This is a genomic window from Nonomuraea sp. NPDC049637 (assembly GCF_040675235.1).
Classification (GTDB): domain Bacteria; phylum Actinomycetota; class Actinomycetes; order Streptosporangiales; family Streptosporangiaceae; genus Nonomuraea.
Window position 1 is genome coordinate 131,003 of the sequence record NZ_JBFAOM010000011.1, and the last position, 24,113, is coordinate 155,115.

The 24,113-nt window shown below is 72.2% G+C and carries 21 protein-coding genes; 13 read left to right on the forward strand and 8 right to left on the reverse strand.

What is annotated here, in order from left to right:
• Positions 1 to 5: 5 nt before the first annotated feature.
• The gene (locus AB0J71_RS17815; RefSeq protein WP_364415003.1) at positions 6 to 1,025 is read right to left on the reverse strand and encodes an SAM-dependent methyltransferase; all 1,020 of its coding nucleotides are present in this window, start codon (positions 1,023 to 1,025) and stop codon (positions 6 to 8) included.
• Positions 1,026 to 1,127: 102 nt separating this feature from the next.
• Here AB0J71_RS17815 and AB0J71_RS17820 point away from each other — a divergent pair, with 102 nt between their 5' ends.
• The 8 genes from AB0J71_RS17820 (at position 1,128) to AB0J71_RS17855 (ending at position 10,240) form a co-directional block, all read left to right on the forward strand.
• Positions 1,128 to 2,054 carry a bifunctional riboflavin kinase/FAD synthetase gene (locus tag AB0J71_RS17820; protein WP_352320734.1) on the forward strand — a complete coding sequence of 309 codons (927 nt, stop codon included), beginning with the start codon at positions 1,128 to 1,130 and terminating at the stop codon, positions 2,052 to 2,054.
• A gap of 181 nt (positions 2,055 to 2,235) precedes the next feature.
• Positions 2,236 to 2,505, forward strand: coding sequence for a 30S ribosomal protein S15 (rpsO, locus tag AB0J71_RS17825; RefSeq protein WP_090945762.1), 270 nt, complete (start codon positions 2,236 to 2,238; stop codon positions 2,503 to 2,505).
• A gap of 375 nt (positions 2,506 to 2,880) precedes the next feature.
• A complete protein-coding gene (locus AB0J71_RS17830) occupies positions 2,881 to 5,217 on the forward strand; it encodes a polyribonucleotide nucleotidyltransferase (protein WP_352320736.1) in 2,337 nt (778 codons plus the stop codon).
• Between the two features lie 46 nt (positions 5,218 to 5,263).
• On the forward strand, positions 5,264 to 6,571 hold the full coding sequence (locus AB0J71_RS17835; protein ID WP_352320738.1) for a pitrilysin family protein: 1,308 nt from the start codon (positions 5,264 to 5,266) through the stop codon (positions 6,569 to 6,571).
• A gap of 113 nt (positions 6,572 to 6,684) precedes the next feature.
• The gene (gene dapB / locus AB0J71_RS17840; RefSeq protein ID WP_352320740.1) at positions 6,685 to 7,422 is read left to right on the forward strand and encodes a 4-hydroxy-tetrahydrodipicolinate reductase; all 738 of its coding nucleotides are present in this window, start codon (positions 6,685 to 6,687) and stop codon (positions 7,420 to 7,422) included.
• A 146-nt stretch (positions 7,423 to 7,568) separates the two neighbouring features.
• Positions 7,569 to 8,042 carry a GNAT family N-acetyltransferase gene (locus tag AB0J71_RS17845; protein ID WP_364415005.1) on the forward strand — a complete coding sequence of 158 codons (474 nt, stop codon included), beginning with the start codon at positions 7,569 to 7,571 and terminating at the stop codon, positions 8,040 to 8,042.
• 9 nt (positions 8,043 to 8,051) lie between these two features.
• Entirely contained in the window at positions 8,052 to 8,714 is a 663-nt protein-coding gene (locus AB0J71_RS17850) for a TenA family protein (protein WP_352320742.1), read from the forward strand.
• The gene (locus tag AB0J71_RS17855) at positions 8,705 to 10,240 is read left to right on the forward strand and encodes a helix-turn-helix domain-containing protein (protein WP_364415007.1); all 1,536 of its coding nucleotides are present in this window, start codon (positions 8,705 to 8,707) and stop codon (positions 10,238 to 10,240) included. Before AB0J71_RS17850 ends, AB0J71_RS17855 begins: the two co-directional genes overlap by 10 nt.
• A gap of 38 nt (positions 10,241 to 10,278) precedes the next feature.
• On the opposite strand, the gene AB0J71_RS17860 is transcribed toward AB0J71_RS17855, so the two are convergent.
• A complete protein-coding gene (locus AB0J71_RS17860; RefSeq protein ID WP_352320746.1) occupies positions 10,279 to 10,515 on the reverse strand; it encodes a glutaredoxin domain-containing protein in 237 nt (78 codons plus the stop codon).
• Positions 10,516 to 10,645: 130 nt separating this feature from the next.
• On the opposite strand from AB0J71_RS17860, the gene AB0J71_RS17865 reads away from it, so the two are divergent.
• The 5 genes from AB0J71_RS17865 to AB0J71_RS17885 are packed head-to-tail and all read left to right on the forward strand — an operon-like array spanning position 10,646 to position 17,724.
• Entirely contained in the window at positions 10,646 to 12,268 is a 1,623-nt protein-coding gene (locus AB0J71_RS17865) for an ABC transporter substrate-binding protein (RefSeq protein ID WP_364415009.1), read from the forward strand.
• Positions 12,241 to 14,181, forward strand: a complete 1,941-nt coding sequence (locus AB0J71_RS17870; RefSeq protein WP_364415011.1) for a prolyl oligopeptidase family serine peptidase — start codon at positions 12,241 to 12,243, stop codon at positions 14,179 to 14,181. The genes AB0J71_RS17865 and AB0J71_RS17870 overlap by 28 nt, the downstream gene beginning before the upstream one ends.
• Positions 14,181 to 15,134, forward strand: a complete 954-nt coding sequence (locus tag AB0J71_RS17875) for an ABC transporter permease (RefSeq protein WP_364415013.1) — start codon at positions 14,181 to 14,183, stop codon at positions 15,132 to 15,134. Before AB0J71_RS17870 ends, AB0J71_RS17875 begins: the two co-directional genes overlap by 1 nt.
• Positions 15,131 to 15,973, forward strand: coding sequence for an ABC transporter permease (locus AB0J71_RS17880; protein WP_364415015.1), 843 nt, complete (start codon positions 15,131 to 15,133; stop codon positions 15,971 to 15,973). The genes AB0J71_RS17875 and AB0J71_RS17880 overlap by 4 nt, the downstream gene beginning before the upstream one ends.
• A 2-nt stretch (positions 15,974 to 15,975) precedes the next feature.
• On the forward strand, positions 15,976 to 17,724 hold the full coding sequence (locus AB0J71_RS17885) for an ABC transporter ATP-binding protein (RefSeq protein WP_352320825.1): 1,749 nt from the start codon (positions 15,976 to 15,978) through the stop codon (positions 17,722 to 17,724).
• Here the strand turns inward: AB0J71_RS17885 and AB0J71_RS17890 are convergent.
• From AB0J71_RS17890 to AB0J71_RS17915, 6 genes are all read right to left on the reverse strand, one after another.
• Entirely contained in the window at positions 17,721 to 18,296 is a 576-nt protein-coding gene (locus tag AB0J71_RS17890) for an XRE family transcriptional regulator (RefSeq protein WP_364415017.1), read from the reverse strand. The genes AB0J71_RS17885 and AB0J71_RS17890 overlap by 4 nt on opposite strands.
• A 35-nt stretch (positions 18,297 to 18,331) precedes the next feature.
• On the reverse strand, positions 18,332 to 19,177 hold the full coding sequence (locus tag AB0J71_RS17895) for an alpha/beta hydrolase (protein ID WP_364415019.1): 846 nt from the start codon (positions 19,175 to 19,177) through the stop codon (positions 18,332 to 18,334).
• A 7-nt stretch (positions 19,178 to 19,184) separates the two neighbouring features.
• Positions 19,185 to 19,910 (reverse strand): GAF and ANTAR domain-containing protein, encoded by a 726-nt coding sequence (locus AB0J71_RS17900; RefSeq protein WP_364415021.1) that lies wholly within the window; start codon positions 19,908 to 19,910, stop codon positions 19,185 to 19,187.
• Positions 19,911 to 20,008: 98 nt separating this feature from the next.
• Positions 20,009 to 21,007, reverse strand: a complete 999-nt coding sequence (locus tag AB0J71_RS17905; protein ID WP_352365297.1) for an adenosine deaminase — start codon at positions 21,005 to 21,007, stop codon at positions 20,009 to 20,011.
• Positions 21,008 to 21,009: 2 nt separating this feature from the next.
• Positions 21,010 to 22,749: an adenine deaminase C-terminal domain-containing protein gene (locus AB0J71_RS17910; RefSeq protein ID WP_364415023.1), complete on the reverse strand. Its 1,740-nt coding sequence runs from the start codon at positions 22,747 to 22,749 to the stop codon at positions 21,010 to 21,012.
• Complete coding sequence (locus AB0J71_RS17915; RefSeq protein ID WP_352320763.1) at positions 22,746 to 24,095, reverse strand: cytosine permease; 1,350 nt, start codon at positions 24,093 to 24,095, stop codon at positions 22,746 to 22,748. The genes AB0J71_RS17910 and AB0J71_RS17915 overlap by 4 nt, the downstream gene beginning before the upstream one ends.
• Between the last annotated feature and the right edge of the window lie 18 nt (positions 24,096 to 24,113).

Here is a 24,113-nt window from a genome sequence, read left to right on the forward strand (position 1 = left end):
GCTTGTCAGGCGGGTTTGCGGGCGACCAGGATGTCGCGGACGATCGCCTGGTCGACCCAGTGCTCGAAGTCGGGGTAGTCCATGACCTCCAGGCCCGCGCCGGTGAGGATCGCGGCCAGCTCGGCGCTCTTGCCGCCGTAGGTGTTCCAGGAGATGCCCATCGCGCCGCCGGGGCGCAGCAGCTCGGCCCAGACCGGCACGGCCTGCCTGAGCAGCTCCAGCGGGCTGCGGGACAGGCCGCCGCCGCCCTTGCTGCCGTGCTGGACGCCGTAGGGGGCGTCGGTCACGACGACGTCGAACGTGCGGGGCTTGAAGAACTCGCGGCTCTTGAGCGTGTCGGCGTTGACCACGGCGAGCTGCTGCACGTCGCCCGCCTTGACGGCCTCCTTCGACACCCCGAACGTGACGTTGAGCCGCCGCCCCACCAGCGCCCGCGCCCGCCGCACCGGCACGGTCTCGGCGGTGTGCTTGAGCCGCTTGTTGCGCAGCCAGGTCTTGATGAACGTCGTGTACGCCTCGAAGTCCTTGCCGTCGACGTCGAGGCCGTAGGCGTCGTAGCCGTACATGAGGGCCTGGTTGAGGGTGGTGCCGCGGCCGCACATCGGGTCGAACACCGACAACTTCCCGGACATGGGCCGGTCGGAGGCGAGCACGGTGACGTTGAGCAGCAGCTTGGTGAAGTGCTCGTTGGTCTTGCCGGCGTATTTCTGGATGGTCAGCAGGTCGCTGCTCAGCCGGTCGAGGGGGCGCATGGCCAGCGGGCGCAGCAGGTCGCCCTCGACGCCGAAGACCGCGTAGACGGAGGACAGGTTGGACAGCAGCGCGACGTCGGGCTCCGACAGCGGCTCGGCGGTCTCGAACGTGATGTACGGGACGCCGCCGATGGTGGTCTCCGCGCTGTCCAGCACGGTGTTCTCGATGGCGTGGTCGCTGAAGACGGCCAGCTCGCCCCTGGTCAGACGTGGGGAGCTCTCGCCGTAGACCCGGTTGAAGGCGGGCAGGATCAGGAGCGCGTATCGAGGCATGATGGCTCATCCTACTTGCGGGAATACCGCGCTCCGCCCCTCGATTGGAGGTGAGCGGGAGGTGCATGGCAGGCTTGTGTCGGATTGATCTGCCACGAACGAATGGGGCCTAGCGTGCGGGGTTCGAGAGGGTCTGTGGTGACCATCGGCGTGTACGACGGGGTCCATCGCGGGCATCGCAAGGTGATCGAGCGGACGGTCGAGCTGGCCCGCGAGCGAGGGGCGCGCAGCGTGGCGGTCACGTTCGAGCCGCATCCCGACGAGGTGGTGCGGCCGGGCACCCGGCGGGCGCGGCTGACCACGCTCAAGCGGCGCGCCGAGCTGCTGGCCGAGCTGGGCATCGACGACGTCGAGGTGGTGGAGTTCACCCTCGACCTGTCCAGGACGAGCCCCGACGACTTCGCCCAGGGCGTGCTGGGTGAACGCCTCGGGGCGGCGGTGGTCGTGGTCGGGGCGGACTTCACGTTCGGGCACCACGCCGTCGGCGACGTCGAGACGCTGCGCACGCTGGGCGACAAGTACGACTTCGAGGTCGAGGTGGTGCCCCTGCTCGACGGCGTCTCCTCGACCTCCGCGCGCGAGCGGATCGTCGCCGGTGACGTCGAGGGGGCCGCCGCCGAGCTGGGCCGTCCGCATCGGGTGGAGGGCGTGGTGGTGCGCGGCTACCAGCGGGGGCGGCAGCTCGGCTTCCCGACCGCCAACGTCGAGACGCCGCAGCAGACGGCCATCCCGGCCGACGGGGTCTACGCGGGGTGGCTGGAGTGCGTCCCGGTGGCCAACCTGCCCGCGCCGTACGAGGGCGAGCGGTGGCCGGCGGCGATCTCGGTGGGCACGAACCCGACGTTCGAGGGCGTGCCGCGTACCGTGGAGGCGTACGCGCTCGACCGCGACGACCTGGAGCTCTACGGGGTGCACGTGGCGGTGGAGTTCGCCGCCCGGCTGCGGGGCAACACCCGCTTCGAGTCGATCGAGGCGCTGATCGACCAGATCCACGCCGACGTCGACGCCGCCCGCCGCATCACGTCGTGACATCAGGTGCGAGGCCCTTGTGGGCGCGGAACGCTTGACTCCGATGGTAACCTTGCATGTCGGCTCTGTGACGGTGGCGCTGCTGCGCTGCCCATGACGGCCTTCACGCGGCGACTGTAGGCACGCACGGTCGTTCGCACTCTCATCTCATTCGCGCGTGTCCGTAGATCGAAGGAGAGCCGTGTCCCTCGACACCGCTGCCAAGAAGACCATCATCAGTGAGTACGCGACGGCCGAAGGCGACACCGGTTCGCCCGAGGTGCAGATCGCGCTGCTCAGCAAGCGCATCAGCGAGCTCACCGAGCACCTGAAGACGCACAAGCACGACCACCACAGCCGTCGTGGCCTGCTTCTGCTCGTCGGTCGCCGGCGTCGTCTGCTGAAGTACCTGCAGAAGGTCGACATCCAGCGTTACCGTTCGCTCATCGAGCGACTCGGTCTGCGCCGATAACATGAAAGGGAGCGGCGCGCGGCGCCGCTCCCTTCTCATATGGCTCCGCCCATGTGGGTAGGAGCACACACGAGCGCCGCGCCGTCGGCGTACAACTGAATATCCGAGACACACAGCCCCCGCGTCCGATTCAGCACCATGCGACCCGCGACGCCTGCGGGCCGGTCCTCGGTAGTGGCTTCCGGTAAGAATGACCGGGCGCTTCGATCGAAGACCGGCGCTGCACCTTCTATGGGGAGACACGCTGATGGATCTCCGCCACCGTGCCACCGGGCACGACGGATGGGCGGCGGTCTGACGAGCGGGTCCTTTCATAGGCACGAGGGTGCCGGTGAGAAAAGAGGGCGCGGGTGACCGACCACAAGGAGGTCCCCCGTGGAGGGTGTCCACACCGCTGAAGCCGTCATTGACAACGGCTCTTTCGGCACGCGCACGGTCCGGTTCGAGACCGGTCGTCTCGCGCGCCAGGCGGCGGGTTCCGCCGTCGCCTATCTCGACAACGACACGATGGTGCTCTCGGCCACCACCGCGTCCAAGGCTCCCAAGGAGAACTTCGACTTCTTCCCCCTCACGGTCGACGTCGAAGAGCGCATGTACGCCGCGGGCCGCATCCCCGGCTCGTTCTTCCGCCGTGAGGGCCGTCCGTCCGAGGACGCGATCCTGACCTGCCGCCTGATCGACCGGCCGCTGCGCCCGTCGTTCGTCAAGGGCCTGCGCAACGAGATCCAGGTCGTCGCCACGGTCATGGCGCTCAACCCCGACCACCTCTACGACGTGGTCGCCATCAACGCCGCCTCGCTGTCCACGCAGCTCGCCGGGCTGCCGTTCTCCGGCCCGATCGGCGGCGTGCGGGTCGCGCTGATCGAGGGCCAGTGGGTGGCCTTCCCGACGCACCCCGAGCTGGAGCGGGCCACGTTCGACATGGTCGTGGCGGGCCGCCTGCTCGACGACGGCGACGTCGCGATCATGATGGTCGAGGCCGAGTCCACCAAGGACACGCTCAAGCTGGTCGCCGACGGCGCGGTCGCGCCGACCGAGGAGACCGTCGCGCAGGGTCTTGAGGCCGCCAAGCCGTTCATCAAGGTGCTGTGCGAGGCGCAGTCCCGCATCGCGCAGGTCGCCGCCAAGGAGACCGCCGAGTACCCGGTCTTCCTCGACTACCAGGACGACGTCTACAACGCGGTCGAGGCCGCGATCAAGACCGAGCTGGCCGCCGCGCTGACCATCGCCGGCAAGCAGGAGCGCGAGACCGAGCTCGACAAGGTCAAGGCGCTGGCCGCCGAGCGGCTGCTGCCCGAGTTCGAGGGGCGCGAGAAGGAGATCTCCGCCGCGTTCCGCTCGGTGATGAAGAAGCTCATGCGCGAGCGGGTCGTCAAGGAGGGCGTCCGCATCGACGGCCGCGGCACCAAGGACATCCGCGCCCTGTCGGCCGAGGTCCACGTGGTGCCCCGGGTGCACGGCTCGGCCCTGTTCGAGCGCGGCGAGACCCAGATCCTGGGCATCACCACGCTGAACATGCTGCGCATGGAGCAGAACATCGACACGCTCAACCCCGAGCGGACCAAGCGCTACATGCACAACTACAACTTCCCGCCGTACTCCACCGGTGAGACGGGCCGCGTGGGCTCGCCCAAGCGCCGCGAGATCGGTCACGGCGCGCTGGCCGAGCGGGCGCTCATCCCGGTGCTGCCCTCGCGCGAGGAGTTCCCGTACGCCATCCGCCAGGTCTCCGAGGCCCTCGGCTCCAACGGCTCCACCTCGATGGGCTCGGTCTGCGCGTCCACGATGGCGCTGCTGGACGCCGGTGTGCCGCTCAGGGAGATGGTCGCCGGCATCGCGATGGGCCTGATCAGCGAGGGCGGCAGCTACGTCACGCTGACGGACATCCTCGGCGCCGAGGACGCCATGGGCGACATGGACTTCAAGGTCGCCGGCACCAAGGACGTCATCACCGCCCTGCAGCTCGACACCAAGCTCGACGGCATCCCCGCCTCCGTGCTGGCCGCCGCGCTGAAGCAGGCCAAGGGCGCCCGCCTGGCGATCCTCGACGTGATGCAGGAGGCGATCGACTCCCCGGCGGAGATGAACCCGACCGCGCCGCGCATCATCACGATCAAGGTCCCGGTCGACAAGATCGGCGAGGTCATCGGCCCGAAGGGCAAGATGATCAACCAGATCCAGGACGACACGGGCGCCGAGATCACCATCGAGGACGACGGCACGATCTACATCGGCGCCACCGACGGGCCCTCCGCCGAGGCGGCCCGTTCGGCGATCAACGGCATCGCGAACCCGCACATGCCCGAGGTCGGCGAGCGTTACCTGGGCACGGTCGTCAAGATCGCGGCCTTCGGCGCGTTCATCTCGCTCATGCCCGGCAAGGACGGCCTGCTGCACGTCTCCCAGATCCGCAAGCTGCACGGCGGCAAGCGCATCGAGAACGTCGAGGACGTCATGGGCGTCGGCGAGAAGATCCAGGTCGAGATCGCCGAGATCGACGGCCGGGGCAAGCTCTCCCTCGTGCCCGTCGAGGTCATCGAGAAGGAGGCCGCCGAGAAGGAGGCCAAGGCCGCGGCCGGCGCCGAGGACGGCGAGGCTCCCGCGCCCGAGGCCGACTCCGCCGCCGCCGAGGACAAGCCGGAGCGGCCGCGCCGCACCCGGACCCGCGTGCGCACCAGCCGCCCCAACGAGGGCGACGACCGCAACTCGTGACCGCGCAACCACAGTTCTCGGCACCCCCGAAGCAGGAGGCCTCGTGATGACCACCACGCTGCACCCCGGCAAGGACGGAGCCGGGGTCGTCAGGCGCACCGTCCTGCCGGGCGGGCTCCGTGTGGTGACCGAGACCATGCCGACCGTGCGTAGCGTCGCGGTCGGCATGTGGGTCGGCATCGGCTCGCGTGACGAGGCCCCCGAGCACATGGGGGCCACCCACTTCCTCGAACACCTGCTGTTCAAGGGCACGCCCACGCGGGACGCGATGGAGATCTCGGCCTCCATCGAGGGCATCGGCGGCGAGATCAACGCCTTCACCGCCAAGGAGTACACCTGCTACTACGCGCGGGTCCTCGACGAGGACCTGCCCGTGGCGGTCGACGTGCTCGCCGACGTGGTGACCAGCTCGCTGATCACCGACGAGGACGTCGAGTCCGAGCGCGGGGTGATCCTGGAAGAGATCGCCATGCACGACGACGACCCGTCCGACGTGGTGCACGAGCAGTTCGCCGCGGCTCTCTACGGTGACTCGCCGATCGGCCGGCCCATCCTGGGCACGGTCGACTCGATCAACGCCCTGGGCCGTGAGCGCATCGCCGAGTACTACCACCGGTACTACCGGCCGCGTACCACGGTGGTGTCGGTGGCGGGCAACGTGCGGCACGAGGAGGTCGTCGAGCTGGTCGCCCGCGCGTACGAGCGGGCGGGCGCGCTGGAGGGCCCCTACGAGTTCGCCCCGCCGCGCACCAGCGGTCCGGGCGCCGAGACCCGTTCCGGGGTCAGGGTGCTGGACCGGCCGACCGAGCAGGCCAACCTGGTGCTCGGCACGACCGGCATGTCCCGCACCGACGACCGCAGGTTCGCGCTCGGCGTGCTCAACGCCGCGCTGGGCGGCGGCATGTCCTCCCGGCTCTTCCAGGAGATCAGGGAGAAGCGCGGGCTGGCCTACTCGGCCTACAGCTACACCTCGGCCTACGCCGACACCGGGCAGTTCGGGATCTACGTGGGCTGCCTGCCCTCGAAGATCGACGACGTGCTCAAGATCTGCCGGGACGAGGTGTCCCGGGTGGTGGCCGAGGGGATCACCGCCGACGAGATCATGCGCGGCAAGGGGCAGATGCGCGGCGGGCTCGTGCTGGGGCTGGAGGACACCGGGTCGCGCATGTCGCGGATCGGGAAGAACGAGCTGGTCTACGACGAGCTGATGTCGGTCGACGAGGTGCTGGCCCGGATCGAGGCGGTCACCCCCGACGAGATCGGGGAGGTCGCCCGTGACGTCCTGAACCGGCCGCTCACACTGGCCGTCATCGGGCCGTACGGGGACAAGGACTTCTCGGAGGCCATCGCCTGACGGGGTTCGCCCTGGCCGGGGCTGTTTTCGAGGGGGAGAGCGGGGTTCCGCTCTCCCCCTTCTCGGTTCGGGGGGTGCTTGGGAGGGGGTGGCGGGCGTAATAGGGTTGGGGCGTGATCAGGGTTGGTGTGCTGGGCGCGCGTGGTCGCGTGGGCGTCGAGGTGTGCAGGGCGGTCGAGGCGGCGGACGACCTGGAGCTGGTGGCCGCGCTCGACAAGGACGATCCCGTCGAGGGGCTCGAAGGCGCCGAGGTGGTGGTCGACTTCACCCATCCCGACGTGGTCATGGGCAACCTGGAATGGGCCATCGCCCACGGCGTGCACCCGGTGGTGGGCACCACGGGGTTCGACGCCGGCCGGCTGGAGACCGTGCGGGGGTGGCTGGAGCGCTCGCCGGGCGTCAACTGCCTGATCGCTCCCAACTTCGGCATCGCGGCCGTGCTCATGATGCACTTCGCGCAGCAGGCGGCCCGCCACTTCGAGTCCGTCGAGATCATCGAGCTGCACCACCCGAACAAGGCCGACGCCCCCTCGGGCACCGCCCGGCGTACCGCTGAGCTGGTGGCCGAGGCGCGCGGCAAGGCCGGGCTCGGCGGGATGCCCGACGCCACCAGCACCGCCCTCGACGGCGCCCGCGGCGCCGACGTGGGCGGGGTGCACGTGCACGCGGTGCGCCTGTCCGGGCTGATCGCCCACCAGGAGGTGCTGCTCGGCGGCGACGGCGAGATCCTCACCATCCGGCACGACACGATGAGCAGGTCGGCGTTCACGCCTGGCGTGCTGCTGGGCGTGCGCCGGGTGCGCGAGCTGCCCGGCCTCACCGTGGGCCTGGAGCCCCTGCTCGACCTGTGACCGCTGCACGACGTGCCCATGACCGCGTGTGACCGGGGTCATGGGCACGTCGTGAGGAGAGGGTCCCGGCTCCGCACAGCCGGGCCTACGATCATCAACACTAATACCAGCGGCGTGGTCCACCCGAAACATGAGACCGTGTCGTCATGGTGCGATGGGCCGACCCGGACGAGCTGGCCGGGCTGATCTCCGTGGAACTGGCCGCCGACAAGCTGTTCGAGCAGGTCGGCATAGTCTTCCCGCCGGGCACGACCATGGTCGAGGAGGTCACGGACGCGGCCTCGGTGCTGGTCGAGGGCGACCCGCCGGTGGGGTTCGCGATGATCGGCCGGGTCGACGGCAACCTGCATCTCGACCAGCTCGCGGTGCATCCCGACCACATGCGGCAGGGCATCGGCGGGCGGCTGATCGAGGCGGTGGCCGACCACGCGCGGGCGGTCGGGGCCCCGGCGGTCACGCTGACGACGTTCCGCGACGTGCCCTGGAACGCCCCCTGGTACGAGCGGCACGGCTTCGCGGTGCTGCCCGAGGCCGAGTGGGGCCCGGAGCTGCGTGCGCTGGTGGAACACGAGCGCGAGCTGGGCATCGAGGTGGCGCCGCGGGTCGTGATGCGCCGATAGCCTGGGCGGGTGAGCCGGTTTCGTGATGAGTTGTGGCAGGTAGTCGGCGGTGTGTACGACCAGATCCTGGCCCACCCGTTCCTGTCGGGGCTGACCGACGGCTCCCTGCCGCGGGAGGCGTTCCGCCACTACGTGGTGCAGGAGGCGCACTTCCTGCCCGACTACGCCAGGGCGCTGGCGGCGTGCGCGGCGCGTTCGCCGGAGCCGTCCGGCGTGCAGCGGTTCGCCCGCGACGCCGCCATGACCGTCGAGGTGGAGCACAGCCTGGTGGTGGAGCTGCTGGCCGCGTTCGGGCTGGACGAGGCCGACGCGCGCAAGACGCCCGCCGGGCCCACGACGGTCGGATACACCTCGTACCTGGTGCGTACGTGCTCGCTGGGCACGTTCCCGGAGGCGCTGGGCGCGATCGTGCCCTGCTACTGGATCTACGCCCGGGTCGGCGAGACCCTGCTCGGCCGGTCCTCGCCCGACCCGCTGTACGCCTGGTGGATCGACACCTACGGCGGCGAGGGCTACCAGGAGACCGTGGCCGGGGTGCTCGACCTGCTCGACGGGCTGGCGCCGGCCGGCGAGGAGCGGCTGCGGCTGCTCGACCGCGCGCTCACCACGGCCCGCTACGAGTGGATGTTCTGGGACGCGGCCTGGCGCCGGGAAGGCTGGCCATGCGGTTGAGGGACCTTCTCCAGGCCGGTCAGCTGGCCCTGAAGGTGCTGACCGGGCACGACCTGCTCGACCGGCGCGTACGCGGCGTCACCACGACCGACCTGCCCGACCCGGCCATGTTCGTCAAGGCGGGCGAGCTGGTGCTCACCGAGCTGACCTGGCACACCGGCCCGGCCTCCTCGCGCGACTTCGTCGCCAAGCTCGGGGACGTGGCGGCGCTGGTCGCCGGCACCGCGCTCAAGGTGCCGCCGGCCGACCTGATCGACGCCTGCGCCGAGGCCGGGCTGCCGCTGCTCACCCTGCCGGTGGACGTGCCGTTCAGCCAGCTCACCGAGCACGTCCTGCGGGCGCTGATCGCCGAGCTGGGCACGCCGCCGCGGCCCGCGTACGCCGCCCGCAGGCGGCTGGCCAGCACCCTGGTCGACGGCGGCAGCCTCACCAAGCTCGTCACGGCGGTGGCGGGCGAGCTGGACGTGCCCTGCTGGGTGCTCTCGCCAACGGGCCGGGTGGTCGTCGGCTCCCAGCCGCTGGACGCCACGGCCCGGCTGCGGCTGGCGCACACGTTCCTGACCGCGCGGTTCCTGCCGGGGATGGTGACGCAGGAGGACGGCACGACGCTGTCGGTGTTCCCGGTCAGCAAGGGGGCGCCGCACCGCATCGCCAACTGGTTCCTGGCGTACGCGGGCGAGCAGGTGCAGGGCGAGAACGAGGACCTGGTCGTCGAGCTGGCCGCGCTGGTGGCGCTGGAGCGCTCGCGGCTGGAGGCGGCGCAGCGCATCGAGCGGCGGGTGCTCGACCAGCTCCTGACGCTGCTGGAGTCGGGCGACGCGGCGCTGCCCGGCGTGGTGTCGCGGCTGCACACGCTGCACGTGGAGACCGAGCACGGCCTGCTGGCCGTCGCCCTGTCGGCGCGGCTCGACGGCGGCGGCGGCGAGGTCGCCGTGCCCGTCCTGGACGAGCTGCTGCGGCCGCTGGCGCCCGGCATCGTCACGGCCACCGGCCCCGCCGAGGCGGTCGCGCTCGTCCCGCTGGCGGGCAACACGGCCGACGAGCTGACGGCCCACGTGCTCAGGGGCGCGCGCACCCTGGAGGCGGGGCTCGGTCAGGGCCGCATCACGCTCGGGGTGAGCAGCGTGACGACCGGCCCGGCGGCGCTGAGCAGCCTGATCGAGGAGGCCAGGCACGCGCTCACGCTGGCCGGCCTGAGCGGCGACCGGGTCAGCGTGATCACCGGCGACGACGTCAGCTCCCACCGCACGCTGCTGGCCGCCATCCCGGGGGAGCTGCGGCGGGCGTTCCGGTCGCGGCTGCTGGGGCGGCTGGAGTCGTACGACGCGGCCAACCAGACGGACCTGCTGGAGACGTTGCAGGCGTACCTGGAGGAGTCGGGCTCGTGGGCGGCCACGGCCGAGCGCCTGCACGTGCACGTCAACACGCTGCGCTACCGGATGCGCCGGATCGAGGAGCTGACCGGCAGGTCGCTCAACTCCTGGGACGAGCGGGTCGACTTCATGCTGGCCCTCAGGATGCGCTGAGAACGCCGGCCCTCAGGATGCGCTGAGAACGCCGGCCCTCAGGAGGCGCCGAGCCGCGCCCGCACCTCCTCCACGCCGGGGTTGACCAGGGCAGAGCCGTCCGGGAAGACGACCGTGGGGATGAGCCAGGAGCCGCCGTTGAGCTCGGCGATGAGGTCGACGGCGCCGGGGGTCTCGTCCACGTCGATCTCGGTGTACGGGATGCCGGCGCGGGAGAGCTGCGTCTTCAGCCGGTGGCAGTGACCGCACCAGGGAGCGCTGTACACGGTGATCATGTATTTCCGATTCGATAGGTGGGTTTGACTGGTGGCGCAGGCGCCGAATACTCTCGTGTGCCAAATGGAGTTTACCGGTAGACACTGCAGCTAGGCGGGTTGGCCGGTCGTGTGAAAGTAGGGTCCCCCGGTGACCGATCTGCCTGTCTCCCGGCGTTCTGTCCTGCGGTCCGCCGCCTTCGCGGGGGCGCTCGCCGTGCTGCCCGGCCTGCTGTCGGCGTGCGGGCCGGCCGAGCAGGAGGCCGGGACGGCCGCCAAGAAGAGCCTCGACGTCCTGCGCGTCGCGCTGCCCTCCTCCATCGGGTCGCTGGACGCGGCCAAGGAGGCGGGCATCATGAACTACGTCGTCGCCCTCCTCGTGCAGGAGTCCCTGGTCGGCGTCGGCCCGGACGGCAGCCTCCAGCCGTCCCTGGCCGAGTCCTGGGCCAGGAAGGACGCCACCACCTACGTCTACAAGCTGCGCCCCGGCGTGACGTTCTCCGACGGCAGCCCGCTCACCGCCGCCGACGTGGTCGCCAGCCTGAACCTGCACGCCAAGAAGGGCTCGACCACCGCCTTCGCCTACGCCTACGCCAACGTGGACACGATCGAGGCCACCGGCGACGCCGAGGTGACGATCAGGCTCAAGAGCCCCGACGCGGCGTTCGCGTGGGTGCCCACGCCCGGCACGCTGCTGGTGACCAGCGCGAAGTTCATCGAGGCCACCGGCGAGCGCATCGGCACGCCGGAGGGCAAGCTGCTGGGGACGGGGCCGTACAAGGTGGCCGAGTTCGCCCCCGACTCGCACGTCACGCTGGAGCGCAACGACGCCTACCGGGGCGGCGAGCCGGCCTTCCGGCAGATCAGGATCGACTTCATCCCCGAGGAGTCCACGCGGCTGCTGGCCATGCGCGGCGACAACGTGGACGTCGCGCTCAACGTGCCGGCCGAGCAGATCGACCAGTGGAAGGCCGTGCCCGGCGCGCAGGTGCTGACCGCCGCCGACCGTTCGCTGGTCACGCTGGCCTTCAACACGGCCAAGAAGCCCTGGGACGACGTGCACGTGCGCCGGGCCGTCGCCCACGCCGTGGACCGGGAGGGCATCGTCAGGAGCGTGCTGCGCGGCCACGGCAAGGTCGCCACCGTCATCCCGGACCCGGCCCAGTGGGGCGGCGTGCTGGCCGAGGCCGAGGTCACCGCGCTGTACGCGGCCATCCCCCAGTACGGCTTCGACCTGGCCCAGGCCAAGGCCGAGCTGGCGAAGTCGGCCACGCCGCAGGGGTTCGCCGACACGCTCACGTACCCGAGCAGCGGCCCGCAGCTCGGGCGGGCGGCGCTCACCCTGGCCGAGAACCTCAAGACCATCGGCATCACGCTGGAGGTCAAGGAGGTGCCGCTCGAACAGTGGATCGCCGACCTCGGCAAGCACGGCTCCGGCGTCTACCTCGGCTGGTACTTCGCCACCACCGGCGACCCCGCCGAGTACGTCCAGCAGCTCCTGCACGGCGGCGCCACCGGCGAGAACGGCACCAACATCGCCGAGTACGACAACGCCGAGGTGACCGGCCTGCTGGACCGGGCCAAGGCGGGCACCGACGACGCCGCCCGGGGCAAGCTGCTCGGCCAGGCGCTGGTCAGGGCGGCGGCGGACGTGCCGTACCAGCCGCTGTGGTGGGGCGAGGCGGCCACCGCGTTCGGCAGGGCGGTCGCCGCCGAGGGCTTCGGGCCCTACTTCTTCGTCGGCCCGTGGGCGACGAAGGTGGCCGCACGCTGATGACCGACCCCACCGACCCGACCGGCCCCACCCGCCCCATCGACCCGACCGACCTCACCTACGCGAACCGGACGGACGGGACGCGCGACCCCATCGACGTGCATCAGGCGCTGGCCGGGATGCGCTATCCCGAGTCGGTGTCGCTGCACCCCGGCGGCGACCGCGTCGCCTGCGTGATCGACGGCGTCGCGTACGTCGTCGGGCTCGACGGCGCCATGGAGGCCGCGGGCGACTGCCACGGCCCGGTCCGGTGGCTGCCCGACGGGCGGCTGCTGCGCACGCCGTCGCCGTCCGAGCTGGCCGTCGACGGCTGGCGGGCCCGCGTGGACGGCGAGATCGAGGACCTGATCCCCGGCGCGGACGGCACCGTCCTGGTCCGGCTGGCCGACCCCGGCAGCGAGCGCGACGGCAGCCACCTGGGCCTGCGCGTGCACGACCCGTCCGACCCCTTCGTCCTGACGCCGGGCGGCCGGCTGCGCCGCCTGGCCTGGTTCGAGATCGGCGACGACCGGCCGCGCGAGCTCGCGCTGCCCGGCCTGACCGTGTGGGACGCCGACTGGCGCGCAGGCCGCGCCCTGGCCGTGACCTCGCCGGACGAGACGCCCGCCGGGTACTACCGGCCCCGGCTCGACCTGGTCGAGGACGGCGAGGTGCGCACGTTGCACCGCACGTCCTGGCAGCTCGCCCGGCCCCGGCTGGCCCCGGGCGGCCGGATCGCCGTGGTGGTCGAGGGGCTGTCGATCGTCTCGGGCCGCGTCCTGCGGGCCGACCTGGTCACGGGGGAGGTCGCCTACCTGGGCGACCTGGACGACGTCACCGACCTCGGCTGGCTGGACGACGACACCCTGTGGTTCACCGGCTGGTCGGGCACCGGCGTGCACGGCGGGGTGCTCAGCGCCGCCGACGGCCGCGTCCTGAGCCGCTGGACGGCGCGGGGGACGCTGGGTGGCCGCGACGGCCAGCCCTCGCTGTCCGTGGACCGCGCCGGCACGGTGGCCGCGGCCTGCTGGGAGAGCCCCGGGCAGCCGCCCGAGGTCGCCGTGGCCGTCCTCAGGGAGGGCGACTGGCGTCCGGTCACCGCGCTCAACGCCGGGCTGGCCGCGCTGGCGGCACGCCAGGAGGAGATCACCTGGACGGGCCGCGACGGCCTGCCGGTCAGCGGCCTGCTGCTCACCACCCCCGGCGCCGGAGAGGGACCCAGGCCGCTGGTCGTCATGGTGCACGGCGGGCCCACCTGGTTGTGGTCCAGCTCGTTCGCGCCCGCCGAGTCCAACCAGCTCGCCCTGCCGCTCGCGCACGCCGGCGCCGCCGTCCTGCTGCCGAACCCCAGGGGCAGCAGCGGCCGCGGCCAGGACTACGCCCGCGCGGTCATCGGCCAGGTCGGCGCGGCGGACCTGGACGACGTGCTGGCCGGCGTGGACCACCTCGTCGCCACCGGCGTCGCGGACCCCGGCCGGACCGCGGTCATGGGCCTGAGCTACGGCGGCTACCTGACCGCCTGGGCCGTCACCCGCACCGACCGCTTCCGCGCCGCCGTCGTCATGTCCGGCGTGAGCGACTGGCTGAGCTTCTCCACCGCCAGCAACCTCGCGGGCGGCTTCGACCCGCTCTACCACGCCGGCGCCGACCCGGCCACCAGCGAGGGACGCGAACGCCTGGCCGCCCGCTCACCCGTGCACCACGCCGCCAAGGCCGCCGAGGCCGCCACCCCGACCCTGATCCTGCACGGCGAGCGCGACCGCACCACCCCTCCCGGCCAGGCGGAACAGCTCTATCGTGCCTGGTCGGCGGCGGGCGTGAGCACTCAGCTGGTCCTCTACCCTCGGGAGGGTCACGAGCTGGTCGAGCCCGCCCACCGCAGGGACGCGGCGGAGCGCGTGATCGGCTGGCTGACCGGGGGCGGGGTGTTGTGATGGGCTGGGCCGGGTTCCTGCTGCGCAGGTCCGCGGGCACCGCGGCCGTCGTGCTGCTGCTGTCGGCCGGCGTGTTCGGCCTGCTCTACCTGGCCCCGGGCGACATCCAGCAGACCCTGCTCGGCACCCGTCCGGCCACCGCCGACACGATCGCCGCCCTGCGCATCCGCTACCACCTCGACGACCCCGTCGCCGTCCAGTACCTGCGCTGGCTCGGCGGGGTGCTCGGCGGCGACCTCGGCACCTCCATCAGGACCGGCCAGCCGGTCGCCGCGATGCTCGGCGAACGCCTGCCGCGCACGCTCGTCCTGACCGGCTACGGCACGCTGCTGGCCGCGCTGGCGGGCCTGCCGCTCGGCGTGCTGGGCGCGCTGCGCAAGGGCCGGGCGAGCGACCGCCTGGTGGTGACCGCCGGGGTGGTGGGGCTCAGCGCGCCGCCGTTCGCGGTCGGCCTGCTGCTGCTCGTGGTGTTCGCGCTGGGGCTCGGCTGGTTCCCCGTCTACGGCACGGGGGAGGGGTTCGCGAGCGAGCTGTGGCACCTGACGCTGCCCGCCGTCGCGCTGGCGGCCGGGGCGGCCGGGATGCTGCTGCGCTTCAGCAGGGCCGCGCTCGTCCGCGAGCTCGACCAGGACTACGTGGTCTTCGCCCGCGCCCGCGGCCTGAGCGCGCCCGTCGTGCTCGGCTACGCCATGCGCAACTCGCTGGTGCCGGTCCTGACCGCGGCCGGGCTCGTCGTCACCGGCATGCTCGCCGGGACCGTGCTGGTGGAGGTCACGTTCGCGCTGCCGGGGCTCGGGTCGCTGCTGGTCGACTCGGTCACCTTCAAGGACGTGCCGGTGGTGCAGGCGCTCGCGCTGCTGCTCACCCTCCTGATCGCCGCCGTCAACCTGCTGGTGGACGTCGCCTACTCGGTGGCCGACCCGCGCGTGCGGCTCGGCGGGGGCCCGTCGTGACCGCGCCGGCCCGTACGCGCGGGCGTGCCGTGATCCGCCGGTTCCCGATCGCCGTGCCGCTGGCGCTGGCCGTGCTCGCGGTCGTCGTGGCCGCCGCCGCGTTCGCGCCCTGGCTGGTCACCGGCGCCACCGCGCAGGACCTGATGACCGGCATCTCCATGCCCGGCCCCGGCCACCCGCTCGGCACCGACGACCTGGGCCGCGACGTGCTGAGCCTGCTCGTCGCGGGGGCCCGCACCGCCGTGCCGGGGGCGTTCGCCGTGGCCGCCGGCTCCATGCTGATCGGCAACCTGCTCGGCCTGGCCGCCGGGTACTTCGGCGGCTGGACGGACACCCTGGTCATGCGCTGGGCCGACCTGATGTTCTCGCTGCCCGCGCTGCTGGTCGCGATCGTCGTGGCGGGCGTGCTGGGCGGCGGTTACGGCCTGGCCGTCGCCGTGCTGGTGGTGCTGTTCGCGCCCACCGACACCCGCGTGGTGCGCGGCGCGGTCCTGGAGCAGCGGCACCGGCCCTACGTCGAGGCGGCCCTGCTCAAGAACCTGTCGTCCTGGCGGATCATGACCCGGCACATCTGGCCGAACATCGTCCCGGTGAGCCTGGCCTCGGCGTTCCTGAACTTCGCCTTCGCCCTGGTCTCCCTGTCGTCGTTGTCGTTCCTCGGCCTGGGCGTGCCGGCCGGATCGCCCGACTGGGGGCGTACGCTGGCCGACAACCGCACCCAGCTGCTGGCCAATCCGTGGGCGGTCATCGCGCCCGGCCTGGCCGTGATCGTCACCGCCGCCGCGCTCAACCTGGTGGGCGACTGGCTGCACGAACGTTTCGAGCGGAGGGCCCGGTGACCATGCTGCGGGTGGCCGACCTGACCGTACGGCAGCCGGACACCGGCCGTACGCTGCTGTCGCAGGTGTCCTTCGAGGTCGCCGCCGGCGAGTCGGTGGCGATCGTGGGCGAGTCCGGCTCGGGCAAGTCGCTGACCGTCCGCGCGCTGCTCGGGCTGCTGCCCGCCGGGCTGGAGTCCACCGGCCTGGTCGAGATCGACGGGCGGCGGGTCGACGACGACCCCAGGGCCAGGCGGCGGCAGCGCGGCGGCACGGTCTCGCTGCTCATGCAGGACCCGTTCACGCTGCTCAACCCCCTGCGCAGGGCCGGCAAGCAGATCGCCGACGGCCTGCCAGACGGCGCCGACCCGAAGACCGAGGTGCCGCGGCTGCTGGCCGAGGTGGGCCTGCCGGGCGAGGTGGCGGGCCGCTACCCGTTCCAGCTCTCCGGCGGCATGCGCCAGCGGGTGGGCCTGGCCTGCGCGCTGGCCGCCGCGCCGCGGATCCTGCTGGCCGACGAGCCGACCACCGCGCTCGACGCCACCACGCAGCGCGAGGTCCTCGCCCTCATCCGTCGCATCCAGCGCGAACGGGACATGACGTTCCTGCTCATCACCCACGACCTGCGGCTGGCGTTCTCGATGTGCGACCGGGTCGTGGTCATGTACGCGGGCCGGGTCATGGAGGTCGGGCGCGCCGCCGAGCTGCGTAGGGAGCAGCGGCATCCGTACACGCGGGCGCTGCTGGCCGCCGAGCCGCCCGCCGACCGGCGGCTGCCGGTCATCCCGTCCGTGCCGGGCTCGGTGCCGGCCCACGACGCGGTGGCCGGGCGCTGCGGGTTCGCCGACCGGTGCGCGCACGCGGGGGAGGAGTGCCGGGCGGGCGTCCCGGCCCTGGTTCCGGTGCCGGGCGCGGAGGTTCGCCTGTCGGCCTGCGTACGGGCCGCCGCGCTGCCCGAGGCGCCGCCGCCCCCGCCGGGCGTGCCGTCGCCGCCGCGCACCGCCGCCGCGCCGCTGCTGGCGGTGACGGGCCTGCGCAAGACGTACGCGGGCGCGTCGCGGCCGGCCCTGGCCGGTGTGGACCTGACCGTGGCGCCGGGCGAGGTCGTGGCCGTCGTCGGCGAGTCGGGGTCGGGCAAGACCACGCTGGCCCGCTGCGTCACCGGCCTGGAACGGCCCGACGCGGGCGTCGTCACCCTCGACGGGCTCGACTGCTCCGACCACACCCGCCTGTCCCGCCAGGCGGTGCGCCAGGCCCGCCGGACGGCACAGATGATCTTCCAGGACCCGTACTCGACGCTCAACCCGGCGCGTACCGTCGGTGCGACACTCAAGGAGGCGCTCGCCGCCGAGGGACGCCCCACGGACGTCGGCGCGCTGCTGCGCCTGGTGGGCCTCGACCCGGCACTCGCCCGCAAGCGCCCAGCCGGCCTGTCGGGCGGCGAGCGCCAGCGCGTGGCCATCGCGCGGGCCGTGGCCGGCGAGCCCCGCCTGCTGGTCTGCGACGAACCCGTCTCCGCCCTCGACGTCTCCGTGCAGGCGCAGGTGCTCACCCTGCTCGCCGGGCTCAAGGAACGCCTGGGCATGGGCCTGCTGTTCATCACCCACGACCTGGCCGTCGTCCGCCAGCTCGCCGACCGCCTGTACGTGCTGCGGGCCGGCGAATGCGTCGAGACCGGCGACGTGGACCGGGTGCTGGACGCCCCCGCCCACCCCTACACCCGCGAGCTGCTGGCCAGCGTGCCCGACGGAAGCAGCCGCTGGCCCGGCTAGTCGTAGGAGATCAGCGTGAGCATCCGGCAGCCGCGCTCGCCGGTGGAGTAGACGTGGTCGACCTCGGCCCCGAACCGCACCGCGTCGCCCTCGCCCAGCCGCACCGACCACGTGTCGCTCTCGACCGTCACCTCGCCGGACACCACGTAGGCGTGCTCCAGGGACCCGTGCCCGTGGGCGCTCCTGGCGCTGCGCGTCAGCGGCGGCAGCTCGCCCTCGGCCAGCTCGAACCGCCGCCGGTCGGCCGCGGCGAACAGGCCGCGCACGGTCGTGTCGCCCACCGCCACCGGCAGGCCCTCGCTCCTGCGCAGCACCTCGGGCTCGGCGAGCTGGGTACGGGTCAGCTCGGCGAAGGTGAGCTCCAGCGCCCCCGCCAGCCGGGTCAGCACCTCGATCGTGGGGTTGGCGACGCCGCGCTCGATCTGCGAGATCAGCGCCTTGCTCACCCCGGTCAGCTCGGCCAGCTCGCGGACGCTGAACCCCCGGGCCAGCCGCGTGCGCCGCAGGTTGCCCGCCAGCGCGCCGCGCACCCCGGCGGCCTGCCCGTTGGTGACCGCGAGTTCCTGCCGCACGTGGTGAGTCCTTCCTGTCCCGGCGTCCACCCCCATCATGCCCTGTGCGTCAGGCCGTCTCGTCCGGCCGCCGCGTCCAGGAATCCGGACACCGCCGAGACGAACGCGGCGGGGTCGTCCACCCACGGGAAGTGCCCGGCGCCGGGCAGCGTCACCAGCGTGGCGTCGCGGAACAGGGCGGCGAAGGGCCGCGCGTGCAGGCGGCAGGGGTGGACGTCCAGGTCGCCGGTCAGCAGCAGCGCGGGCGCGTCCAGCGTGGCCAGCCCGGCCCTGACCTCCTCGGGCGTCACCGGGGACGGCGCGTAGAAGCCGTCCGCGGCGGCCTCGCCGCACTCCTCCTCGGCCCGGGCGGAATGGGCCGCGGCGCGTTCGGTCCAGGGGCCGTAGAAGAACCGGTGGCGCTGCACGCCCTCGTCCGCCAGGAACTCCGCCAGGGCGGCGGCGTACCACGGCTCGTGCGCGCGCAGCTCCAGACCGGCCCGCCAGTCCTCCTCCGTCGGCGCGAAGCCCACGGCGACCGGCGAGGGCGCGACCAGGCACAACGACCTCAGGCGGGCCGGATGCAGCCCGGCGTACCGGACGGCCACGTTCGCGCCCGCCGAGTGGGCCAGCAGGTCCATGCGGTCCAGCCCCAGGTGCTGCCGCAGGGCCTCGACGTCCGCGGCCAGCCGGTCCCACCGGTACGTCCCGGTGTCGGCCGGGATCGCCGAGTCGCCGGTGCCGCGGCCGTCCAGCCGGATCAGCCGCCGGGGCAGGCCGCCGAGGTCGCCCAGGTAGACGGAGGCGCGGCCCGGGCCGCCTGGCACGCACACCAGCGGCTCGCCCGTCCCGTGGACGTGGTAGGCCAGCTCGGTCCCGTCGTGGGCGAGGAAGGAGGGCATGGGGCGATTATGTCGAATGCCCCTGGTCGCCGGGCGGCGGATCCTCGAACCGCGGCCGCTGCGGCGGGCCGCCGCTCACCGACCGGACGATCGTCGCCGCGACGTGATGCACCTTGAGGTTGCGGTCCTGGGAGACGTTGCGCAGGATCTCGAACGCCTGATGCGCGGTGCAGCGGCGCTGCGCCATGACGATCCCGATCGCCTGGTCGATGACCGGCCGGGTGCCGAGCGCCTCCTTCAGCTGCGCCGCCACCTCCCGCGTACGGGCCGCGCCGATCGCCACGTCGAACAGCACGCCGATCGAGGCGGCGCTCACCTGCGCCGCGACGTGCGTCCGCGCGGCGAAGCCGGCCGTGCCCGCCGAGTAGAGGTTGAGCGTGCCCAGCAGCCGCCCCTGGGTGGTCAGCGGCTCGGCGTGCAGGCTGAGTATCCCGTGCGGCTGCGGGCAGAAGGACCCCCAGCGGGCGTCGCCGGCCGCCAGACCGGCCGCCGTGACCGGGCGCCCGGCCTCGATCGCGTCGAAGCTCGGCCCCCGCCCGGCCGCCGACTGCATGCCGTCGAGCACCCTGGCACGGGCGTGCGCCCACGCCGCCGACCGGATGCCGCGTTCGGTGCACAACGTCACGCTGACCAGCGGAGAGTCGGGCATCGCACGGGCGGCGACGACGACACTCCGCGTCAGTGCCCGTTCGAACTCGTCGATTCCGGCCGGAACAGCGGTCCTGTTCAACAAATCCCTCGCGCTCGGCTGCGGCTCACGCCTGCGACCAGACAGCCTGCCCCTCCAGCGGGGTTCTAAGCGGCCCCCGCCGGAGGTTTTCCCGGGACTGCTCAGGCGAGGTAGGCGTCGACCTCGGCCAGGTAGGCGTCCTTCAGGTGCCGCGGCAGCCAGGTGATCTCGAACGCGTTGCGCTCCAGCCGGGCCAGCTCCTCGCGGGTGAGCTGCAGCTCCTCCTGCAGCGCCACCAGGTTCTCGCCCACGTACCCGTTGAAGTACGCCGGGTCGTCGGAGTTGATCGTCACCCGGACGCCGAGCTCCATGAGCTTGCGGATGCCCTCGGCCTTCATGGAGTCGGTGACGTACCCGTTGGAGATCGGGCAGCAGGTCAAGCCGATGCCGCGGGCCAGCACCAGGTCCACCAGCCGCTGGTCCTCCAGGATGTTGACGCCGTGGTCGATCCGGTCGACGCCGATCTCCTCGATCGCCTGCCGGATGTGCTCGATCGAGTTGTCCTGGTCGACGTCGCAGTGCATGGTCAGCAGGTAGCCCTCCTGGCGGGCCCGCTCGTACACGGCGGCGAACTTGGCCGGCGGGTTGCCCTTCTCGTCGGAGTCCAGGCCGATGCCGACGATCCACTCCTTGTACGGCAGCGACTCCAGCAGCGTCGCCATCGCGTACTCGGCCTGGAAGTCGCGCAGGAAGCACATGATGAGCTGGGCCCGCACGCCGAGCTGCCGGTCGGCGTCGATCAGCGCCCGCCGCAGCCCGCGGATCACCACGTCGAACGGCACCCCGCGCGAGGTGTGCGCCTGCGGGTCGAAGAAGATCTCGGCGTAGCGCACGTTCTGCTCGGCGGCCTTGCGCAGGTAGGCCATGGCCAGGTCGTAGAAGTCGGGCTCGGTGCGCAGCACCTGCATGCCCTCGTAGTAGACCGTGAGGAAGGAGGGGAGGTCGTCGAAGGAGTAGGCGGCCCGCATCTCCTCGACCGACGTGTAGGGCAGCGCGATGCCGTTGCGCCGGGCCAGGTCGAACTTGAGCTCCGGCTCCAGCGTGCCCTCGATGTGCAGGTGCAGCTCGCACTTGGGGAGACCGGCGATGAAGTCCTTCATGATCAAACCTCCGTGAGGATGGGGTCGACGACCTCGAGCCGTACGCAGTCGACCAGCCCGAGGTCGGTGACGGCGTAGTCGGGGATCGCGGTGATCGACAGGAAGAACAGGTACATCAGCGGCGCCGGCAGCGTGCAGCCCAGCTCGCGGGCCAGGTCGTCGAGCCGCTCCTCCAGCACCGCCATCTCGGCGGCCGGCAGGTCGGAGACGATGCCGCCGACCGGCAGCGGCAGCAGCGCCCGCACCTCGCCGTCCACCACCACGGCCTGGCCGCCGCCGTGCTCGGCGACGGTGTTGACGGCCAGCGCCATGTCCTCGCGGGAGGCTCCCACGCAGATGATGTTGTTGTCGTCGGGCGCCGCGCTGGTGGCGATCGCGCCGGCCCGCAGGCCCATACCGCTGACCATGGCGACCGGCTTGTTGCCGGTCTTGCCGTAGCGCTCGACGACCGTGACGAGCAGCGCGTCCTGCTCCACGGACGGCTCCACGACGCCGTCGGTCACCGGCAGGGTCACGTCCCGCCTCCTGCGGACGAAGACCTGGTCGGTGAAGCCGAGGGTCAGCACGGTCGCCTGCTCGCCCTCGGCGCGCAGCACCAGGTCGCCGGCGGTGACCGGGGCGATCGGGAACGGCCGGACCGGGCCACGCTCGGGGGCGGGCGTCGGCGTGACCATCCGGCCGTCGCGGGCGGCGGGCACGCCGTTCGCGATCACCTCGCGGACCCGGAAGTCCTCCAGCGAGTCGACGATCAGCACGTCCGCGAACCGGCCGGGGGACAGGCTGCCCACCAGGTGGTCGATGCGGTACATCTCCGCGCAGTTCACCGTGGCCATCTGGATCGCCGTCACCGGGTCGACCCCCGCCGCGACCGCCATCCGGACCAGCTTGTCCATGTGGCCGCCCGCCAGCACGTCGGCGGCGTGCACGTCGTCGGTGCAGAACGCCAGCCTGCGGGAGCCGGCCAGGGCCACGGCCTTGATGTTCTCGTCGAGGAAGTGGGCGACGGAGGACTCGCGGATGATGCCGTACATGCCGCGGCGCAGCTTCTCCAGCATCTCCTCGTGCGAGTAGGACTCGTGGTCGAGCCGCACCCCGGCCGCCGCCAGCCCGCTGATCCGGCGCGGGTCGGACAGCGGCGCGCAGCCGAACACCGGCAGCCGCCGCTCCCGGGCCAGGTCGAGGGCCTCCATGACGGCAGGATCGGAGTGTTCCACCATCTCCTGGACGGTCTCCCAGATCCCCACACATTCCGGCCATTCGTGGGCGATCCTGTGCTCAGCCGGACCGAACGGGTGCCCGACGGTCGACTCAGGCACGGTGTAGGGCGCCTTGGCGGGTGCACCCCACCAGATTCGCATGCCGGTCGCCACCGACTCGTCCAGGAAACGCCGGACGCCCGGCAGTCCCTCGGCCACGAGGATCTGATCCAGCCCCGACACCACGCTCGTCGTGCCGAACGGCACCACCAGGTCGGCGAAGCTGGTGACCGACAACTTGCTGCACTCGATGTGCAGGTGGCCGTCGATCAGGCCGGGGACCAGGTAACCGCCCCGGGCGTCGACGATCCCGGTGTCCGGGCCGCGCTCCAGCACCGGCTCGACGGCGGCGATCCGGCCGCCCACGATGCCGATCTCGGCCGGGTACAGCTCGCCGGTCAGCACGTTGACGAGCGTGCCGTTCGTGATGATCGTGTCCGCGGGCCTGCGCCCGTACGCCACGTCCAGCAGGTCGCGGTCCATCATGCCTCCACAGTCCGTACGGCGGGCCGCGGGACGAGCAGCGCGTAGGCCGCGCCCGCCACCAGGAAGCCCGCGAAGATGCTGAAGTCGCTGCCGCCCGTCGCCTCCGACAGCGGCCCGACGAAGACGGCCGAGTTGATCCACAGGGCCGCCGCCACCATGCCCAGGACCTGCGCGATGATCGCCGGCCACCGGACCTGGCCGGGCGCCTGCTCGTCGAACAGCGCCTCGGCGTCGTAGCGTCCCCTCCTGCGCAGCCAGTCGGTGATGTAGACCCCGGCCCAGGGCGCCAGCCAGATGATCAGCAGCGCGAGGAAGTTGTTGAGCATGGTGTTGAAGCTGTTCGAGGTGACCGCCACGAACGTGATGATCACGCACAGCACGAGGTCGCCGACGACCGCCACCCAGCGCTTGACCTTGATCCCGGCCGCCTGCAGGTTCAGCCCCGAGGAGTACAGGTCGGTGGTGTTGACTGCGAACAGCGACACGATCGCCAGCAGCAGGTACGGCACCACGAACCACTGCGGCAGCGCGCCCGGCAGCCCCGAGATCGGGTCGGTGTTGTCCTTGACCACGGTCGCCACGGCCGCCCCGAGCGTCATCAGCAGCACGTACGGGACGAACCCGCCCAGGGCCGCGTACCCGAAGACCGCCTTCCTGGAGGAGCTCGCCGGCAGGTAGCGGGAGTAGTCGCCGCCCAGCGGCCCCCACGACAGCCCGCCCGCCGACATGATCATCGCGATCGCCATCGTGAACGTGGCGAAGTCCGCCGACCCGCCGCCGCCCCCGAGCTCTACCTTGGGCGCGATCAGGATCGCCATCAGGCCGAACAGCACGACGAACACCCAGGTGAAGTACTTCTGCGCCTTCATCACCGCGGCGTGCCCGATCAGCGGCAGCACCAGCTGGATCGCCGCCGCCACCAGGATGACCACGACCTTGAGCCCGAGCCCCTGGTCGCTCACCCCCGCCTGCTCCAGCAGCGACAGCGCCGCGAACGTGATGAGCACCATGCCGCCGGCCTCGAAGCCCACCATGTTGAGCCAGCCGAAGAAGCTGAGCACGCGGGCGCCCTTGGGGCCGTAGGCGGCCCTGGAGACCGCCATGGTGGAGGTGCCGGTGGCCGGGCCCTGCAGGCTGGTCAGGCCGACCAGCGGGAACGACAGCAGGTTGCCGATGACGATCGCGACGACCGCCTGCGTGAAGCTGAGCTGGAACGCCGCCACGATGGTGATGCCGTAGACGAGGGTGAAGATGCCCATCGTCGTCCCGGACCAGAGGAAAAGCAGGTCACGCGGGCGGCCGTACCTTTCGCCGGCCGAGACCAGTTCGATCCCGCGTTGTTCCATGGCCCCTCCTGAGGGTCG

Coding starts and splice junctions, on each gene's coding strand:
- AB0J71_RS17895 (WP_364415019.1), bottom strand. CDS start 19,177: ATGCCCTCCTTCCTCGCCCACGACGGGACCGAGCTGGCCTACCACGTC.
- AB0J71_RS17875 (WP_364415013.1), top strand. CDS start 14,181: ATGGGCTGGGCCGGGTTCCTGCTGCGCAGGTCCGCGGGCACCGCGGCC.
- AB0J71_RS17860 (WP_352320746.1), bottom strand. CDS start 10,515: ATGATCACCGTGTACAGCGCTCCCTGGTGCGGTCACTGCCACCGGCTG.
- AB0J71_RS17855 (WP_364415007.1), top strand. CDS start 8,705: ATGCGGTTGAGGGACCTTCTCCAGGCCGGTCAGCTGGCCCTGAAGGTG.
- AB0J71_RS17910 (WP_364415023.1), bottom strand. CDS start 22,749: ATGATGGACCGCGACCTGCTGGACGTGGCGTACGGGCGCAGGCCCGCG.
- AB0J71_RS17915 (WP_352320763.1), bottom strand. CDS start 24,095: ATGGAACAACGCGGGATCGAACTGGTCTCGGCCGGCGAAAGGTACGGC.
- AB0J71_RS17845 (WP_364415005.1), top strand. CDS start 7,569: ATGGTGCGATGGGCCGACCCGGACGAGCTGGCCGGGCTGATCTCCGTG.
- AB0J71_RS17820 (WP_352320734.1), top strand. CDS start 1,128: ATGGGGCCTAGCGTGCGGGGTTCGAGAGGGTCTGTGGTGACCATCGGC.
- AB0J71_RS17815 (WP_364415003.1), bottom strand. CDS start 1,025: ATGCCTCGATACGCGCTCCTGATCCTGCCCGCCTTCAACCGGGTCTAC.
- AB0J71_RS17835 (WP_352320738.1), top strand. CDS start 5,264: ATGACCACCACGCTGCACCCCGGCAAGGACGGAGCCGGGGTCGTCAGG.
- AB0J71_RS17885 (WP_352320825.1), top strand. CDS start 15,976: ATGCTGCGGGTGGCCGACCTGACCGTACGGCAGCCGGACACCGGCCGT.
- AB0J71_RS17905 (WP_352365297.1), bottom strand. CDS start 21,007: ATGAAGGACTTCATCGCCGGTCTCCCCAAGTGCGAGCTGCACCTGCAC.